The organism is Streptomyces sp. NPDC044719 (genome assembly GCF_056433405.1).
Genome location: NZ_JBWKHE010000014.1, coordinates 39,767 through 56,280 on the forward strand (window position 1 = coordinate 39,767; position 16,514 = coordinate 56,280).

Consider the following 16,514-nt stretch of genomic DNA (forward strand, 5'->3'; position numbering starts at 1 on the left):
CCGAGCACGGCACCCCCCTACCGCGCCCCGCGCCGGTACGTCGCGGTCCTTGAGCCCTCCCCTAGAGCCGCGTACTGACGGACCGATGCGGGTGAGATGTATGACGGTATTGACGATTGAACCCGTATGGCAAGACCTGGAACGGCCCCTCACGTTTTTGTTGGTTTGGCCGTTACGGGATGTCCTTTGTGGGCCGTAAGTTGAAAGCTTCCGGTCGCGGAAGCAGCTGTTCCCCGCAGGCGCGACCCGCCTCCGGGGAACAGTTGTTCAGGTGCCGGCGTCCGTGCCGACGTCCGTGCCGGTTACTGCACGAGCTTCAGCAGCCGGTTCGGCGAGCCCGAACCCGCGCTGGTGACCTTGCCGGTGGTGGCGCCGGCGACCAGGGCCGAGGTGACCTGGGCCGGGGTGGCGGAGGTGTGGCCCGCCAGGTAGACCGCCGCCGCGCCCGCGACGTGCGGGGTCGCCATCGAGGTGCCGGAGATGGTGTTGGTCGCGGTGTCGCTGGTGTGCCAGCCGGCCGTGATGGACGAGCCGGGCGCGAAGATGTCCAGGGCCGAACCGTAGTTCGAGTAGCTCGCCTTGGCGTCCGTGCTGGTGGTGGCGCCGACCGTGATGGCCTCGGCGACCCGGGCCGGGGAGGACGAGGAGGCGGTGGTGCTGCTGTTGCCCGCGGCGACGGCGTACGTGACGCCGCTGGCTATGGAGTTGCGGACCGCCGTGTCCAGCGAGGCCGAGGCGCCGCCGCCGAGCGACATGTTGGCGACCGAGGGGCCGGAGTGGTTCTGGGTCACCCAGTCGATGCCCGCGATCACACCGGCCGTGGTGCCGGAGCCGCTGTTGTTCAGCACCCGCACGCCCACGATCTTCGCCTTCTTGGCGACACCGTAGGTCGTGCCCGCGATCGTGGTGGCCACATGGGTGCCGTGGCCGTTGCCGTCGGAGGCGTTGTTGTCGCCGTCGACGGCGTCGTAACCGTGGGCGGCACGGCCGCTGATCTGCTGGTGGGTGACGCGCACACCGGTGTCGATCACATAGACGGTCACGCCGCTGCCCGCGCTGTCCGGGTAGGTGTAGGTGCCGGAGAGCGGGAGCGAGGTCTGGTCGATGCGGTCCAGACCCCAGGGGGCGTTGGTCTGGGTGGCGGCGAGCCGGACGCGCTGGTTCTGCTCGACCGCGGCCACGGCCGGGTCGGCGGCGAGCCGCTTGGCCTCGGTGGCGGAGAGGACGGCGGAGTAGCCGTTCAGCGCCTTGCCGAAGGTCTTGTCGACCGTGCCGCCGTACTCCTTCACCAGGTTCTTGCCCGCGGCCGAGGACGCCTTCAGTCCCGCGCTCTTCTTGAGCGTGACGATGTAGCTGTCCTTGACGGCGGTCGGGGAGTCCGCGGCGAGCACCCGGCCCTCGGCGGGAGCGGCCTGGGCGGGCAGGGCGGTGATCCCGCCCACGAGGGCGGCGGTCGCCGACAAGGTGATCGCGGTGAGTCCGAGTCTCTTGCTACGCAGTTGTGCCATTACGAGGGAGTCCTCCTCTAGGCGGCGCGCGCCTGGGTGGGGCGCGCGTCATGTGGGGGTGGTGCGCGTGCTCGCGCACTCCGGCCGGGGAGCGTCGCGTTCCGCTCCCGGCCGGAGTAAAGCGTCGGCCATCTACCGGCGTAGAACAAGAGAGTTGAGCACTAGTCAACAAATCTGTCATGAGCACGAAATAAATCAACAGACTTGGCATGGACACTTCCTGTCAACACGCGTAGCTGCTACGACGGTTATGGCAGAGATCCTGCTAAAGGGAGGTTCCATGAGACGTTCCCGACTTGTCGTCCTCGTGAGCTCGCTCCTCCTCGCCGTCGGCACCGCCTTCACCGGGGCCGCGACGGCGCAGGCGTCCTCACTCGCAGCAACTGGCGGCTACGTGGCGCTCGGTGACTCCTACTCCTCCGGAGTGGGTGCCGGCAGCTACATCAGTTCCAGCGGCGACTGCAAGCGCAGCACAAAGGCCTTCCCCTACCTCTGGGCAGCCGCCCACTCACCCTCGACCTTCGACTTCACGGCCTGCTCGGGCGCCCGAACGGGTGATGTTCTGTCCGGTCAGCTCGGCCCTCTGAGCAGCGCCACCGCCCTCGTCTCCGTCAGCGTGGGCGGCAATGACGCCGGATTCGCCGACGTCATGACGACCTGTGTCACCCAGTCCGACGGCGCCTGCGTCTCCCGCATCAACACCGCCCGGGCGTACGTCGACTCCACGCTGCCCGGCAAGCTCGACGGCGTGTACTCGGCGATCCGCTCCAAGGCACCGAACGCCCGTGTCGTCGTGCTCGGCTATCCCCGCTTCTACAAGCTGGGCGCGACCTGCCTCGGCCTGTCCGAGACCAAGCGCAAGGCCATCAACGACGCCTCCGACTACCTGAACACCGCCATCGCCAAGCGCGTCGCCGACCACGGCTTCGTCTTCGGCGACGTACGCACCACCTTCACCGGCCACGAGATCTGCTCCGGCGACTCCTGGCTGCACAGCGTCAGCTGGCTCAACATCGGCGAGTCCTACCACCCGAAGGCCCCCGGCCAGTCGGGCGGCTATCTGCCGGTGCTCAACGCCAACGACTGACCGGTCATCCGGAGTCCGAGTCCGAGTCCGAGCCTGAACCGGAGTCCGAGTCCGTGTCCGAAGGAGAAGGGGAGGCCCCGCCCGTCGGGGTCTCCGTCTCGCAGGTCAGAGAGAACGGCACCGCCTCGGACGCCGTGCGCACCGGCTCCTGCACCTCGACGCTGATCTCGTTCTCGATCGTCCCGGACTCCTCGCGGGTCGTCACGTTCACCGAGTCCTGCTTCGTACGCCCGCCCCCTTCGGCGAACGAGAGCGTCTTCCAGCCCCCGTCGAGCACCGAGCCGTCCTGCGTCACCCAGCGGTAGCGCACCTCGGCCGGCAGCCGGCCCACCGTGAACGTCGCCGTGAACTGCGGCGCCTCGGCGTTCGGTGGCGGACACGGGCCCGCGTAGTCCGTGCGCTTGCCGTCCAGAGCCACCCGCACCGACTGCGGCGGCGGACTGCTCTTCTCGCTCTCGCTCTCGCTCTCGCTCGGCGTCGGGGAGGGGCTCGACTTCCCGCTCCCGGTGTTCTCCTTCGGACCGGTCTCGGCCGGCGTACTCGTCCCGGCCCCCTGGTCGTTGTCCCGGGAGCCGTCACCGCCCCCGTTGTTCAGCAGCGCGTACGTCAGCCCGCCCACCGCGAGGGCCAGTGCGACCACGCCCGCGACCAGCACCCGGCCGGTCCGGCGGTCGCGATCCTGACGGGCGGCCGTCGTCGTCGCGCCCGAGCCGGAGGGCATCGGCTGCCCCGGGAAGGGCATCGGGGGCGTGGCGGCGGGCTCGGCGCGGGTGGCGAACGGCGGCGGGTACGGGACCGCCCGCGTGGTGTCCGCGCTCGGCGTGCCGCCCGCGGCGATGACCCGCAGTTCCTGCTCGGCCCGCTCGGGCGGCAGCCGCTGCTCGGGATCCTTGCGCAGCAGTCCCTCGATGACCGGGGCGAGCGGACCGGCCCGGTACGGCGGCGGCAGCTCCTCGTCGACGATCGCGCGCAGCGTGCTCAGCGGCGTGTCGTGGCGGAAGGGGGAGTGGCCCTCGACCGCCGCGTACAGCAGCACCCCGAGCGACCACAGGTCCGACTCCGGGCCCGGCGTGCGGCCGAGCGCCCGCTCCGGGGCGAGGAACTCCGGCGAGCCGATGACCTCCCCGGTCATGGTCAGCGCGGAGCTGCCCTCGACCATGGCGATCCCGAAGTCGGTGAGCACGATCCGGCCGTCGTTCGAGATCAGCACGTTGGCCGGCTTCACGTCCCGGTGCAGCACCCCGGCCTCGTGGGCGACCCGCAGTGCGGCCAGCACCTCGGCGCCGACGTGCGCGGCCCGCTGCGGCGGCATCGGGCCCTCGGCCTCCAGCACCTCCGCCAGCGAGAGCCCGCGGACCAGCTCCATGACGATCCACGGCTGGCCGCCGTCCGTGGCTACGTCGTATACGGTCACCACGTTCCCGCTGGCGACCCGGGCAGCCGCCCACGCCTCCCGCTCCAGCCGGGCGTACATCCGCTGCACATCGTCGCCGGCCAGTCCGGCCGGGGCGCGCACCTCCTTGACGGCGACCTCGCGGTGCAGCACCTCGTCCCGGGCGCGCCACACCGTCCCCATGCCGCCCTCGCCGAGCGGCGCCAGGAGCCGGTAGCGGCCCGCGATCACACGCTCATGGCCCGGTTCTTCGGACACGGCGCCCCCATTCGCAGCCGGGCGAAATCTCCACGAGGTCTGTTTTCCCCACGAGGTCGGATTTCCTCACGACGTCCGCTTTCCCTTTGACGCCTGTTTTCTCACGAACGTAACTCAGCCGAGTGCGGATGCCGCCCCCTTGAACACCAGTCCGGCCCCGAGCACCACCACGGCGAAGGCCGAACCGAGCGGCGCGGTGCGGCGTATCAGGGCCACCATCGGGCCCGCCGTCCAGCGGGGGCGCCGGTCCAGGAGCCGTGTCATCCCGCTGCCCGCCTTGACGACGGCGTACCCGGCGGCCGTCAGGGTGAGCGCCAGCCCGACCCCGTACGCGACGACGAGCAGCAGACCGAACCAGGCCTGTCCGAGGGCCGCGGCGCCGACGAGCACCACCACGGCGGACGGACTGGGCACGAGTCCGCCCGCGAAGCCCATGAGGATCGTGCCGCGGAGGGTGGGGGCGACGGGGTGGGAGTGGGTGAAGCCGCCGTGGGTGTGCACGACCGTGTGCGGGTGCGAGTGGGGGTGAGCGTGGTCGTGCGGGTGGTGGTGATCGTCGTGCGCGTGATCGTGGTGGTGGTGATCGGGCGTAGGGCTGTGGCCGGTGTGCTCATGCCGGTGGTCGTGATCGTGCTCGTGATCGTGGTCATGTGTGTGCGCGTGGGGGTGGGGCGCGCGGCTGCGCAGCGCGCGGCGGAGCAGGCTCGCGCCCGCCAGTGTCACCAGCAGACCGCTGGCGACGCCGAGCCAGGCGATCACCGAGGGGGCCGCCGCCGAACCGGCCGTGACCAGGAGGCCCAGGGCGACCACGCCCAGGGTGTGGGTGACCGTCACCGAGGCCGCCATGGGCAGGACGTCCTTCATCCGGGCGGCACCGCCCCGGGCCGCCGCGGTCGCGGCCATGATGGTCTTGCCGTGACCCGGGGCGAGCGCGTGCATCGCGCCGAGGACGACGGCGATGCCGAGAGCCAGCGCGGCGAACCCCGCGGTGAGGTCGTGCCGGGCGACCAGGTCGTCCAGGGCACGCGTCCAGCGGTCGGCGCCGCGCGGCAGCACGGAGGCGGCGGGGGCGTCCGACTCCTCCTCGGCCAGCGCCGCCCCGCCGGGGCGCACCCGCAGGGCGGCGGACGCGGTGTCGGCCGGAGAGGAGAGCAACTCCTCGGGGTACTTGGTCAGTTCGGCCGATATCGACTTCTCGGGTACGTCCGACGCGGTGAGGGTCATACGGTCGCCCCGGGCCGTGACCTCCCGCCAGCCCGGGCCGGAGGAGGCGCCCGCGCCGCGGAAGCCGAGCGACACACTCTCCTCATCGGACGGGAGGGGAGCGGTCAGCTCGCACTCCACGCGGAGGGTGTCCAGCCCCGCCTGCCCGGGCCGCACCCGCGCCCGGCTGCGCTCGGCGGTGAGGGCGGCGGTCCGGCCGTCGACGGTCACCTTGCTGTCCGCGGCGGCCGTGGCGCACCGCTCGCGGGCCCACAGGGCGATGCCCAGCCGCTCGATGTCCGGCTTCGCCTGGGTCGCGGGGATCTCGGCGAGGTCCTCGACGTGCTGGACCCGGAGCTCGCCGGGGGCGGCGACGAGACCGTCGTAGCGGTTGACGGTGAAGTTGCCCAGCGGGTGGGCGCTCGCCGTGGCGGCGGGCAGCACAGTGAGCGCGCAGGCGGCCGTGAGGACGGCGGCGCCGGACGCGAACAGTCGGCGCAGGGTCACCGGTTCTTCTCCAGGTCCTTGAGCGCGGTACGGGCCTCGCGGGCGCCGAGGGGCGAGAAGCCGGGGTTCAGGTCGAGCGCGGCCTTGAGGTGGTCGCGGGCCTCGCGCTCGTCGCCGGTGGCGCGTTCGATGATCCCGCGGTGGTAGAGGAAGGTCGCGTTGCGGTAGCCGGTGGCGGTGGCCCGGCGGGCGTACGGCAGGGCCTCCTCGTCGCGGCCGTTGACGTGCAGGGCCCAGGCGAGCGCGTCGGCGGTGTGCACGCTGTGGCGGCGGTCCCACTCGGCGCGGGCGGAGCGCAGGGCCTCCTTCTTGTCGCCGTGGTCGGCGGCGGCCATGGCCGAGTCGAGGTCGGCGTTGACACCGCCGGCGCGGGCCAGTGCCGTCCAGGCGTCGACCAGCGCGTACTGGTCGCCGGCCTTCGCCCGGTCGCCGTCGCCGCCGCGGTCCTCGTACAGCTCGCCGAGGGCGACGAGCGGGCCGGGCAACGGGAAGCGGGCGACGACCTGCTCCAGGCCCCGCACGGCGGCCGCGCGGTCGCCGTCCGCCGCCTCGGCGCGGGCGCGGCCCTCCAGGGCGGGCAGGTAGGAGTCGTCGGCGGCGAGCGCCCGGGCATAGTGGCCGCGCGCCGCCTTGTAGTCGCCCTGGTTCCAGGCGAGTTGCCCGAGCGCGGTGGCGACGTACGCGATGTCGGCGGGCGAGTGCGCGGAGTCCAGGGCGCGTTCCAGCACCTCACGCGCCGTGCGGACGTCGCCGCGCAGCTCCCGCACGTACGCGTACCGCGTGAAGACGGGCACGCCGGGACGCCTGTCGTCGGCGGTGTCGGCGGCCTTCTCGGCGTCGTCGTACCGGCCGAGTTCGACGAGGGCGTCGATACGGGTGCACAGGGCACGTTCGTTGTAGGGGTTCTGCCTCAGGGCCCGGTCGGCGTACTTCAGGGCGCCGGGGAAGTCGTGCCGGGCCGCGGCGAGGGCGGCCTGGCCGGCCAGGGCCGGGTCGTTGCCGGGCTTCAGTCCGAGGGACCGCTTCAGCGCGCGCTCGGCCTGCGGATAGCGCGAGGGGTCGCCCTTCGTCCGGGCCTGCTCGACGTAGGCGAGGCCGAGGGTGGCCCAGTTGCCGAAGTCCCTCGGCTGGGCCCGGAGGTGCTTCTGCAGGGACGCGATCCCCGAGTCGAGATCCCCTCGGGCCAGCGCGCCCGGTGACAACGCCCCGGCCGCGGACACGGCGGCCACGTCGCCGCCGGCCGGACCCCTTCCCGCACCCCCGAAGGCGATGGCCCCGCCGGTGAGCGCGACGGCCAGCAGCGCGGCGCACCCTGCCAGATGAGCCGCCCGCCAGCGCCGCGCGCCGTCGGCGGTCCGCCGCATCGCGGCCACGCGCTGGTCGACACCCTCGCCGGCGGAGGATGTGCTGTCGGTGTCGGTGTCGGTGTCGGTGTCGGTGTCGGTGTCGGTGTCGGTGTCGCTGCCGGTGTCCGGCCTGGGGTCCTGCTCGTGCCCTGCCTCCGCGGCCGGCTCGTGGTCCGGGCGTGGGCGGTCGTCGTCGCGCCTCTCCGGTGCGCTGTCCGTCGTACGCGGAGGCATGGGTCTCCTCAGTCGGCTGTGCAAGTGCGGGTGGGAGTGGGCGGCGCGGCCCGTGCCGTGGGGGATGGGTGGGAACGGGCCGCGCCAGCAAGGGGAACGGAACGGGTCAGTACGCCCGGTTCCGCATACGGCGCCACCACATCAGGGCCGCGCCGATCAGGACGATGCCGCCCGCGCCGGCCCCGGCGGACGCGGCGATCAGGCGCATGTCGTCCGAGCCCTCGGCGCCGGCCGGCTGCAGCGCGTCGCCCAGCTGGCTGCGGACGTCGTTGCCGCCGTCCACGCCCTTGGCGAGCGGGCCGCGCGACCCCTCGGTCGGGTTGGCCAGGTACGGGAAGGACTTGCCGAACTTCTTGTCGTTCTCGTTCACCGCGTCCCCGAGGTCGTTCTTGGCGCCGAGCAGCTCACCCTCGACGACCTGGAGCGACGCGTCGATCACGTCGTCGGTCAGCCGACGCCCGTTCGGGAAGCCCGCGTTGTCACCGTCCAGGACACCCAGCCGCTTGGGCTTGGCGGCCGGCTTGATGGACGTGTTGAGCCGCAGCTGCTCCGACGGCGTCACGTGCGGCGGCTGGTTGAGATCCTTGACGCCCTTGAGGAACACGTCGACCAGGTCGTTGCGCGGCTCGTCGGGCGCCGGGATCTTGTAGATCGCCTCGATGAGCTTGGGCAGCTCCGGGTTGGTCACGTTCTCCAGGAACTGGGCGTCGTCCCGCGGCGCGGACGCGTTGAACTTGTCCTTGTCCTTCAGCGGGTTGACGACCTCGTTCACCAGCGGCATGCCGAGGCGCGAGACCTGGGAGTAGTAGCCCTTGGCGTTCTTGCGCTGCGTCGTCGACCAGATGCCGACGATCGGCTGCTCGTGCGACTCGGCGATGAAGCTGTTGGGGACCTGCAGGGCGATCGAGTTGACGTTGTAGCCCTTGAGCGTGTCGTTGCCGACCTCGGAGAGGTTCCCGCCGTACAGCAGGTCGAAGACCCTCAGGTCCAGGAAGAACGGGTCGTCGGCCTGCCCGGCGAACGTCTGGGCGCCCCCGGCGAGCTTGTGGATCGCCTGCTTGCGCAGGGTGTTGTAGTCCGGCATCGACGCCTTGCCGACGTTCGACGGCGCCACCGGCACGTCGTCGGCGACCTTGGTCTTCGAGACCGCCTTCAGGTCCTTCAGCTTGATCAGCTCGAGGTCGTAGGTCTGCGTGATGTTGAGGTCGGGGTCGTCGAGGCTCTCGACCGGACCCGTGTTGTACAGGAACGTCTTGTCGTTCTTCGTGTGCGTCTTGAACGTGTACCGGAACAGCAGGTCTTCCTGCGCGTCGCCGTTGCTGTCGATGCGCAGGTCGTACTCGGCGTCCTCGGCGAACGTGAAGAAGTTGGGCCCGCCCGCCGGTTCCTCCATCGGGATCCAGTTTGCGACGATGGTCGTCGTGTCCGGCTTGTCCGGGCTGACGAACGCGTACACGTCGGTGTTGTCGAACTGCGGGGTCCCCGAGATCAGCGGGGCCTCGCGGTGGCTGGAGGCGGAGGCCTCCTCAGGTGCCAGCGCGGTCACACCGGCGGCGGTGAGCCCACCGGTGGCCAGCGCACCACAGATCACAGTCGCGATGCTCCGGCGCCCCGCGCCGGTCCTGAAGCTAGGTGTCATGCCGTCCGTCCTCGGTGCCAACTTGCCTGACACACGCCATTCGGAGTGGTCGGCAGAGCGGATTGGTCGAATCTCAAACGTTCTTACGGCGCGACTGAAAAGTTGTTTCATCGCCAGGCGACCCGCGTTTTCGGCGAGTTGATCCGTAACCCCATCCGGAGGTGTGTGCGTTGCGAATACCTCGTGTGAGGGGACAGGCCCGATGTGGCCTCGGAGAGGGGGAACGAGTGGAGGCGGACGAACTGCTGCTGCTCGTGGCGGGCGGGAACCACCAGGCCTTCGAGGAGCTGTACGGACTGGTGTCCGGCCCGGTGTTCGGTCTTGTACGACGGGTGGTGCGCGATCCGGCCCAGTCGGAGGAGGTGGCTCAGGAGGTGCTGCTCGAACTGTGGCGGTCCGCCGCGAAGTTCGACCCGGACCGGGGGAGTGCGCTGTCCTGGATCCTCACCCTCGCCCACCGCCGTGCCGTCGACCGGGTACGCAGCGCCCGTGCGGCGGGGGAGCGCGAGCAGCGCGAGGCGTGGCGCGCCCACTTCCCGGCCTTCGACCAGGTGACCGAGGAGGTCGAGGCGGGACTGGAACGCGAGTGGGTGCGCCGCTGCCTGGATCGCCTCACCGAACTCCAGCGCCAGTCCGTCACCCTCGCCTACTACGAGGGCTACACCTACCGTGAGGTGGCCGAGCGGCTCTCCCTGCCGCTGGGCACCGTCAAGACGCGCATGCGCGACGGGCTGACGAGGATGCGCGAATGCCTGGGAGGCGTGGCATGAGCCTCTTCCGCCGCGAGGACCCGCACTCGCTGGCCGCGCCCTACGCGCTCGACGCCCTGGAACCCCCGGAGCGGGTCCGCTTCGAGAGGCATATGAAGGACTGCGACCGCTGTGCCGCCGAGGTGCGTGACCTGTCCGAGGACGCCGTCCGGCTCGCCTGGTCGACGGCCGCCCCGGCCCCGGCCGCGATGCGCGACCGCGTCATGGCCGCCGTACGGACGACTCCGCAGGACCCGGTGCCCCAGGAGGCGGCGCGCGAGCCGGCCCGCGCGCGGGCGACGCAGCTGCCGCCGCACGTGTGGGGCAACCAGCCTCCGCCGCGCCAGCGGGGGCGGCGCCGGATCCCGTTGTTCGTGCCCTTCGCCACTGCCACCGCCGCCGCGGCCCTCGTGGTCGCCTCGCTGTTCGCCGTCCAGGCGAACCGGACCCAGGACGAACTGACCGCAGAGCGCGACCGGTCACGTGAGATCGCCCACGTTCTGGCGGCTCCGGACGCCCGTGCGAGCAGCGGCCGGGACGGGCGGGGCAGAACCATCGGAGTGATCGCTTCCGCGACGGAGGGGAGCGCGGTGGTCACCCTCGGCGGATACGGCACCCCGCCGGGCGGCCGAGCGCACCAGTTGTGGCTCATGCGCCCGGGCGCGCAACCACGCTCCCTGGGGCTCCTCGAAGGCGACACGCCCCTGGTCGCGACCAGTCTCGGCTCCTCCGCGACGTCACTGGCCGTAACCGTCGAGCCCGCCGGCGGGTCCCCGCAGCCCACTACCCAGCCCATCGTCCAACTCGCCCTGAAATCTGTTGGATTCGGAGAGTAATCGGAGATACATCGTCAACCCCCTTATGGGGAAGGTGAATCCTGTGACCGCGATACACGAGTGCCCGGGCGGGGCGATAGGGTTAACCTGCCCGGGCCGGGTGGACTCGTACGGGTGGGGAGTGACATGGAACAGATAACAGTGCGCAGCAGGGCGAGGGTCCCTGCGATCACCTGCGGGAGCAGCGCGACCAGTTCGCGCCTCGACCGCCATCTCTCGGTGCTGGGCGGTCCTGCCGTCCCGCAGCGGGAGACGGTCGAGGCGACCTCGCTGATGCGTGAACTGACCGCGCGCCAGCCGCACGACCGCAGTGGCAGGGGAGCGCGCGTGCGCCGCGTCTCGCTCTTCGCACCGCTGCGCCGACTGCGCCGCTCGCTGTTCGGCGGCAGGTAGGGGCCCGCGCTCGGGCGGTCACACCGACCCCGGCGTCACGCTGCGCACTCGTCGTCCGTCATCCCCACGGCACGCAGCAGCGCCAGGTGTGTTCCCGAGCGCGGTATGTCCCCCTGTCGGTGCCTCATCCCCGCCCGGCAGCGACCGGGGGCGTCGCCCGGCTCCGTACTCCCGGCCGCCCGTTCACCGCTCCCCGCGCGCGTACTGACGCACGGCCAGCGGTACGAAGATCCCGAGCAGCACGGCGCACCACAGGAGCGACCCCGCGACGGGGTGGGCCACCGGCCAGGCGGCTCCGTCGGGCACGGGCGCGTTGCCGAACAGATCCCGCAGGGCCGTCGCCACCGCGCTGATCGGATTCCACTCGGCGACCGTCCGCAGCCACGCCGGCAGCCCGGTCGCCGGGATGTACGCGCTGGAGAGCAGCGGCAGCAGGAAGGTCGCCCCGCCCAGCTGACCGGCCGCCTCCTCGTTCCGGGTGAGCAGGCCGAGGTAGATCCCGGCCCAGGTGCACGCGAAGCGGAACAGCATCAACAGCCCGACGGCCCCCGCCGCTTCGAGCGGGCCGCTCTCGATCCGCCAGCCCACCGCGAGCCCCACCAGCAGGAACGGCACCGTCCCGACGGCCGTGACCACCACGTCCGCCGCGGCCTGTCCGAGCGGTACGGCCGCCCGGCTCATCGGCAGCGTACGGAAGCGGTCCGTCACGCCCCGGTGCGTGTCCTGGGCCGCCTGGAACATACCGGTCATGATGCCGCCCGCGGCGGTCGCCACCAGCAGGCCCGGTACCAGGAACGACCGGTACGCCTCGCCCGGCATCGCCAGCGCGCTGCCGAACACATAGCCGAAGAACAGCAGCATGCTGACCGGCATCGTCTGGGTGAGGATCAGCAGCCCCGGGTTATTCCGCATCCGCAGCAACTGGCGCCCCAGCATCGCGGTCCCGTCGTACGCCAGCATGCTCATGCGGCAGCCTCCCTTTCCTCGGTGGTGGTCTCGGTCAGGCGCAGGAACACGTCGTCCAGCGTCGGTGGCCGCAGGCTCGCGTCGAGCAAGGGCACGCCCGCCGTGTCCAGTGCGCGCACCAGCAGCGGGAGGGTGAGAGTCGGGTCCTTGCTGACCGCGCCGACGGCGTTGCGCTCGTGGTCGAACGACGGCTGCGCGCCCGTGAGCCGGTCGAGCACGCCCGCCGCCCTCACGAGCACGTCCGCGTCCGCCACGACGACCTCGGCGTGCGCCCCGACGAGTGCCTTGAGCTGCGCCGGCGACCCGGTGTGCGCGACCCGGCCGCGGTCCACCAGGGCGATGTCGTCGGCGAGTTGGTCGGCCTCCTCCAGGTACTGGGTGGTGAGGAGCACGGTCGTGCCCTCGGCGGTCAGATCGCGCACCGCGTCCCAGATGAGGTTGCGGCTGGCCGGGTCGAGGCCGGTGGTCGGCTCGTCCAGGAACAGCACGTCGGGGCGGCGGATCAGGCTCGCCGCCAGGTCCAGGCGGCGGCGCATGCCGCCCGAGTAGGTGGACGCGGGCCGGTCGGCGGCCTCCGCCAGCCCGAAGCGGTCGAGGAGTTCCGTGGTCCGGCCTGCCGGACCGCGCACCCGGTGCAGTCGGCCGAACAGCTTCAGGTTCTGGCGTCCGGTCAGGTCCCCGTCGATCGAGGTGTCCTGCCCGGTGACACCGATCCGGCTCCTCACGGCGGCGGCCTCGCGGACGAGGTCGTGCCCGGCGACCCGCGCGGAGCCCGCGTCCGGCCGCAGCAGCGTGGTCAGCAGCCGTACGGCCGTGGTCTTGCCCGCCCCGTTCGGTCCGAGGACCCCGCACACCGTCCCCTCGGCCACCGCGAGGTCCAGTCCGCGCACGGCGTGGACCTCCCCGAATCGCTTCTCGAGACCTTCACTAAGTACAGCGTACGTAGAAGTCATGGCACGACCATAGCGCACTACGTACGCTGTACGTAACTAGGATGGTGGCCGAGGTGATGATCGATGGCGGACCGAGCGGCCGTTCCCGAAGTGATCTGGGCGCGTCCCGAGCGCACCGGCCGTGGGCCGAAACCGGCGTTCACCCGTGCCGGCATCGCGGCGGCCGCGGTGCGGATCGCCGACGCGGAGGGTCTTGACGGGGTGTCCATGCGGCGTGTCGCCGCGGAGTTGGGCTGCGGCACGATGTCGCTGTACAACTACGTCCCCCGCAAGGAGGACCTGTACGAGCTGATGATCGACGCCGTCGGTGTCGAGCACGAGCTGTTCGAGCCCACGGGCGACTGGCGCGCCGACATGCTCCGCAACGCGGAGGAGACGCGGGCCATCATGTACCGCCACACCTGGGTGCCGCGCCTGATGGCGGGGGTGCACGGCTTCAGCCCCAACACCCTGCGCTACCTGGAGCACTGCCTGGCCTGCCTCGAACCGCTCGACGTGCCGGCCGGTACGAAGACGGAGCTGATCGCGCTGCTCAACGGTGTCGTGAGCACCTACACCGCGAACGACATCGCGACCGTCGAGCGCACCCGCTCCGTGCCGTGGTCCGAGGAGGAGGAGAACGCGGTGCGTATGGCCTATCTGGGCAGCCAGGTGGCCACCGGCGCCTATCCGCGACTGGCCGCGGCCTTCATGGAGCAGAGCGGGCCGGTCGATCTGGAGGCGGTGTTCCGGCGGGCGCTGGAGCGCATCCTGGACGCCTATGACCCGGAGCTGCGCTAGGGCATGTATCGAAAGTGACTGGTTGTGGCTCTGTGGCCTGTGTTTCGATGCCGGAGTGGACATCGAGAGCTCCGGGGTGCCGGACGAGAGGCCGCGCCGCTGGGTCCGGCAGAGGGCCGAAGGTGATGTCGAGGGGTGCGTGCGGGTCCTCGCGGAGATCCATGCGCGCGACGGCTATCCGGTGAACTGGCCGGATCAGCCCGGCGAGTGGCTGTCACGTGGTCCCCTGCTGGGCTCCTGGGTTGCCGAACTCGAAGGCGGCCTGGTCGGGCACGTCAGTTTGTCGCAAGGCGACGAAGGCGATCTGGCCCCGACGCTGTGGAGCGAGCGGAACGGGGTGACGCGGGGTATGGCCGCCGTGGTCAGCAGACTGTTCGTCGCCCCGCAGGCGAGGGGACATCGGATCGGTGCACTGCTGATCGGCGAAGCAGTGGAGGAAGCGCGGCGTCGTGGCCTGCATCCGGTGCTCGACGTCGTCGCATCCGATACCGCGGCGGCAGCCCTGTACGAGCGGTTGGGCTGGGAGCTGATGGCCACAGTCGAGCAGCAGTGGAGTCCGCACCAGACGGTGGCCATCCGCTGTTACGCCGCGCCATCGTGACGTGGTCAGTCATGGCCCCCTGTGGGTCGAACTTCGGCGGCCGGCCCGGTCCGAGACGGGGGACACGTCAAGATCCACTTTCCAAACACGCCCTCGAGCGTCCCCGGTCCGCGCTAGAGCAGCGCGAGTTGCCCTTCCGGGCCCTCCTCGGGGGCGGCGAGGACCGATGCCGGGCGGCGGGCCGACGCCGGTGCCGGGAGGACGCCTGCCTCCCGCAGCTCCGTCGCCGTGATCGGGTCGGGGACCGTCGGTTCGTCCAGCGGGCGGAGCTCGGCCAGCAGCGCCAGGACCGTGATCAGTTCCAGCAGTTCCGAGGTCCAGCTCTGGGGCCAGGTGGCAGGGCGGATCGCCGCGAGGGTGCCCGGTTCGGGGTCCGGGATCCGTGCCGCGAACCACTGTTCCAGGACGCGGACCCCGCCGACCTCGACGTCCCAGGCCTCTGGCGGCACGGGGGAGATGCGGCCCTCGTCCAGCAGCAGGGCCTCCTCGTCCCGGTCGTAGCGCAGGGTCAGGGGGCGGGTGGGCAGGGGAGAGCGGACGTAGGGGCGGCGGCCGCCGGGGAGCTTCGGCCGCTCACCGTCGCGGCGCATCAGCCACAGCAGCCGGTGCCCCAGCTCCAGCCCCCGCGCCCAGGCGCCGGCGTCGCCCGTGAGCGGGACGGTGAGGTCCGGGCGGGTCGTGGCGGTGATCCAGGCCAGTACGTCCAGCGGGGTGGGGGCGCCGCCCAGGCGCGTGCGCAGCAGGTCCAGCAGGCCGGGCGCCAGGTTCGGCTCCAGGCCGCCCGGACGCCGGAACAGCGGGCGGACGCGGCCGGGGCGGAGCAGCGGCAGCAGAGAGGTGACGAGCAGCGGAGGGTGGACGGCCTCGGGCGCCTCCACCACGAAGACCTGCCGCTCGTCCGCCACCCGCCACAGCTCCGGGCGGGCCGCGTCGATCAGCCGCTGGTCGGGGATCAGCCACTGCTCGTCGAAGGGCGCGAGCAGCACCCGCACCGGCTCGGGGCACGGGCCCGAGGCGCGGACCAGCTTCTCCGTGCCGCCCGGCCGGCCGGGCAACTGGCCGACCGCCGTGTGCAGCGTGCGCGAGCGGGTCGGCTCGAACAGGGTCTCGCGGTCGGGTCCCCCGGCCTTCACCAAAGCGTCCCAGCGGGCCTTCAGGGACGCCGGGTCGGGGCCCGCCGGCCACCCCCGGCCGAGCCGCGGCGGTGCGACGGACCACGGCATGAGGTCCGCCAGCAGCGGAGCGTCGTCGTGCGTCACGCTGGGCATCGTACGGTGTGGCTCCGACACGCGGGTCAGGTGGCGTCCAGCGTCACCGTGAAGGAGAACCGATCCCCCCGGTACTGGATGACGGCCACGTCCAGCGGCCGCCCCTCGCCGTCGTACGTCACGCCCGTGTAGTGCAGGATCGGGCTGAGCAGCGGCACTTGGAGCAGCTTCGCGGTCTCCGGGTCGGCCAGCCGGGCCTCCACCGTGTCCGTGATGCGGCTGATGTCCACCCCGACGACATCCCGCAGCACCTTGGTCATGGGCCACCGGACGAGGTCGTCCAGGTCGATCCGCGCGGCCAGTTCGGGACGGACGTAGTTCCGGGCGTGGTTCGTCGGCTCACCCGTCTTCTCATCGCTCCGCAGCCGGTGGTACGTCGAGACCTCCCGCACCTCCGGGAAGAACTCGGCGAGTTCGCCCGGCACCGGGGTCGTGCCGTGGTCCAGCAGTGCCGTCGTCATGCCGGACTGCTGGGCCACGATCGCGTCCACCGAGCCGAGCAGACGGACCGGGGAACCCCTGCGCGCGTGCGGCTCGATGAAGGTGCCCCGCCGGCGGTGGCGGGTGATCAGCCCCTCGTCCTCCAGCTCCTTCAGCGCCTGCCGCATCGTCAGCACGCTCACGCCGTAGTGCCCGGCCAGCTGCTCCTCGGTGGGCAGGCGCAGCGGGTCCTGGGGCGAGCGGCCGAGGATGGAGGCCCGCAGCGACTGCGACACCTGGTACCAGAGCGGCAGCTTGCGGTTCAGGACGATCGAGTCCGGGGCGAAGGAGGTCACGGGCCATCCGTACCGGT

Annotated in this window: 15 protein-coding genes; 6 read left to right on the forward strand and 9 right to left on the reverse strand. The window is 71.8% G+C overall.

The window, feature by feature from the left end; genetic code table 11:
- Positions 1–302 precede the first annotated feature (302 nt).
- The gene (locus tag AC07DF_RS39150; protein ID WP_478981973.1) at positions 303–1,508 is read right to left on the reverse strand and encodes a S8 family peptidase; all 1,206 of its coding nucleotides are present in this window, start codon (positions 1,506–1,508) and stop codon (positions 303–305) included.
- A 280-nt stretch (positions 1,509–1,788) separates the two neighbouring features.
- Here AC07DF_RS39150 and AC07DF_RS39155 point away from each other — a divergent pair, with 280 nt between their 5' ends.
- Positions 1,789–2,595: an SGNH/GDSL hydrolase family protein gene (locus tag AC07DF_RS39155; protein WP_478981975.1), complete on the forward strand. Its 807-nt coding sequence runs from the start codon at positions 1,789–1,791 to the stop codon at positions 2,593–2,595.
- A gap of 4 nt (positions 2,596–2,599) precedes the next feature.
- Here AC07DF_RS39155 and AC07DF_RS39160 read toward each other — a convergent pair whose 3' ends face one another.
- The 4 genes from AC07DF_RS39160 to AC07DF_RS39175 all read right to left on the reverse strand — a co-directional run bounded on the left by AC07DF_RS39160 (position 2,600) and on the right by AC07DF_RS39175 (position 9,175).
- Positions 2,600–4,246, reverse strand: coding sequence for a serine/threonine-protein kinase (locus AC07DF_RS39160; RefSeq protein ID WP_478981977.1), 1,647 nt, complete (start codon positions 4,244–4,246; stop codon positions 2,600–2,602).
- Between the two features lie 114 nt (positions 4,247–4,360).
- Positions 4,361–5,956: a HoxN/HupN/NixA family nickel/cobalt transporter gene (locus AC07DF_RS39165; RefSeq protein ID WP_478981979.1), complete on the reverse strand. Its 1,596-nt coding sequence runs from the start codon at positions 5,954–5,956 to the stop codon at positions 4,361–4,363.
- Positions 5,953–7,536 carry a tetratricopeptide repeat protein gene (locus tag AC07DF_RS39170; protein WP_478981981.1) on the reverse strand — a complete coding sequence of 528 codons (1,584 nt, stop codon included), beginning with the start codon at positions 7,534–7,536 and terminating at the stop codon, positions 5,953–5,955. Before AC07DF_RS39170 ends, AC07DF_RS39165 begins: the two co-directional genes overlap by 4 nt.
- A 106-nt stretch (positions 7,537–7,642) precedes the next feature.
- On the reverse strand, positions 7,643–9,175 hold the full coding sequence (locus AC07DF_RS39175) for a DUF4331 domain-containing protein (RefSeq protein ID WP_478981983.1): 1,533 nt from the start codon (positions 9,173–9,175) through the stop codon (positions 7,643–7,645).
- A 227-nt stretch (positions 9,176–9,402) separates the two neighbouring features.
- On the opposite strand from AC07DF_RS39175, the gene AC07DF_RS39180 reads away from it, so the two are divergent.
- The 3 genes from AC07DF_RS39180 to AC07DF_RS39190 all read left to right on the forward strand — a co-directional run bounded on the left by AC07DF_RS39180 (position 9,403) and on the right by AC07DF_RS39190 (position 11,153).
- The gene (locus tag AC07DF_RS39180; RefSeq protein WP_311124859.1) at positions 9,403–9,945 is read left to right on the forward strand and encodes a sigma-70 family RNA polymerase sigma factor; all 543 of its coding nucleotides are present in this window, start codon (positions 9,403–9,405) and stop codon (positions 9,943–9,945) included.
- The gene (locus AC07DF_RS39185; RefSeq protein WP_478981985.1) at positions 9,942–10,760 is read left to right on the forward strand and encodes an anti-sigma factor; all 819 of its coding nucleotides are present in this window, start codon (positions 9,942–9,944) and stop codon (positions 10,758–10,760) included. Before AC07DF_RS39180 ends, AC07DF_RS39185 begins: the two co-directional genes overlap by 4 nt.
- A gap of 126 nt (positions 10,761–10,886) precedes the next feature.
- Positions 10,887–11,153 carry a hypothetical protein gene (locus tag AC07DF_RS39190; protein ID WP_184562045.1) on the forward strand — a complete coding sequence of 89 codons (267 nt, stop codon included), beginning with the start codon at positions 10,887–10,889 and terminating at the stop codon, positions 11,151–11,153.
- A gap of 183 nt (positions 11,154–11,336) precedes the next feature.
- Here AC07DF_RS39190 and AC07DF_RS39195 read toward each other — a convergent pair whose 3' ends face one another.
- On the reverse strand, positions 11,337–12,119 hold the full coding sequence (locus AC07DF_RS39195; RefSeq protein WP_478981988.1) for an ABC transporter permease: 783 nt from the start codon (positions 12,117–12,119) through the stop codon (positions 11,337–11,339).
- Positions 12,116–13,072 carry an ATP-binding cassette domain-containing protein gene (locus AC07DF_RS39200; protein ID WP_478981990.1) on the reverse strand — a complete coding sequence of 319 codons (957 nt, stop codon included), beginning with the start codon at positions 13,070–13,072 and terminating at the stop codon, positions 12,116–12,118. The genes AC07DF_RS39195 and AC07DF_RS39200 overlap by 4 nt, the downstream gene beginning before the upstream one ends.
- A gap of 63 nt (positions 13,073–13,135) precedes the next feature.
- On the opposite strand from AC07DF_RS39200, the gene AC07DF_RS39205 reads away from it, so the two are divergent.
- Both AC07DF_RS39205 and AC07DF_RS39210 read left to right on the forward strand, forming a co-directional pair.
- Positions 13,136–13,852 carry a TetR/AcrR family transcriptional regulator gene (locus AC07DF_RS39205; protein WP_478981992.1) on the forward strand — a complete coding sequence of 239 codons (717 nt, stop codon included), beginning with the start codon at positions 13,136–13,138 and terminating at the stop codon, positions 13,850–13,852.
- Positions 13,853–13,991: 139 nt separating this feature from the next.
- Positions 13,992–14,453, forward strand: a complete 462-nt coding sequence (locus tag AC07DF_RS39210) for a GNAT family N-acetyltransferase (RefSeq protein WP_478982116.1) — start codon at positions 13,992–13,994, stop codon at positions 14,451–14,453.
- Positions 14,454–14,566: 113 nt separating this feature from the next.
- On the opposite strand, the gene AC07DF_RS39215 is transcribed toward AC07DF_RS39210, so the two are convergent.
- On the reverse strand, positions 14,567–15,721 hold the full coding sequence (locus AC07DF_RS39215; protein WP_478981994.1) for a type ISP restriction/modification enzyme: 1,155 nt from the start codon (positions 15,719–15,721) through the stop codon (positions 14,567–14,569).
- 26 nt (positions 15,722–15,747) lie between these two features.
- The gene (locus AC07DF_RS39220; protein WP_478981996.1) at positions 15,748–16,497 is read right to left on the reverse strand and encodes a GntR family transcriptional regulator; all 750 of its coding nucleotides are present in this window, start codon (positions 16,495–16,497) and stop codon (positions 15,748–15,750) included.
- Positions 16,498–16,514 lie beyond the last annotated feature (17 nt).

Coding starts and splice junctions, on each gene's coding strand:
- AC07DF_RS39205 (WP_478981992.1), top strand. CDS start 13,136: ATGGCGGACCGAGCGGCCGTTCCCGAAGTGATCTGGGCGCGTCCCGAG.
- AC07DF_RS39170 (WP_478981981.1), bottom strand. CDS start 7,536: ATGCCTCCGCGTACGACGGACAGCGCACCGGAGAGGCGCGACGACGAC.
- AC07DF_RS39190 (WP_184562045.1), top strand. CDS start 10,887: ATGGAACAGATAACAGTGCGCAGCAGGGCGAGGGTCCCTGCGATCACC.
- AC07DF_RS39185 (WP_478981985.1), top strand. CDS start 9,942: ATGAGCCTCTTCCGCCGCGAGGACCCGCACTCGCTGGCCGCGCCCTAC.
- AC07DF_RS39195 (WP_478981988.1), bottom strand. CDS start 12,119: ATGAGCATGCTGGCGTACGACGGGACCGCGATGCTGGGGCGCCAGTTG.
- AC07DF_RS39215 (WP_478981994.1), bottom strand. CDS start 15,721: ATGCCCAGCGTGACGCACGACGACGCTCCGCTGCTGGCGGACCTCATG.
- AC07DF_RS39175 (WP_478981983.1), bottom strand. CDS start 9,175: ATGACACCTAGCTTCAGGACCGGCGCGGGGCGCCGGAGCATCGCGACT.
- AC07DF_RS39200 (WP_478981990.1), bottom strand. CDS start 13,072: ATGACTTCTACGTACGCTGTACTTAGTGAAGGTCTCGAGAAGCGATTC.
- AC07DF_RS39155 (WP_478981975.1), top strand. CDS start 1,789: ATGAGACGTTCCCGACTTGTCGTCCTCGTGAGCTCGCTCCTCCTCGCC.
- AC07DF_RS39150 (WP_478981973.1), bottom strand. CDS start 1,508: ATGGCACAACTGCGTAGCAAGAGACTCGGACTCACCGCGATCACCTTG.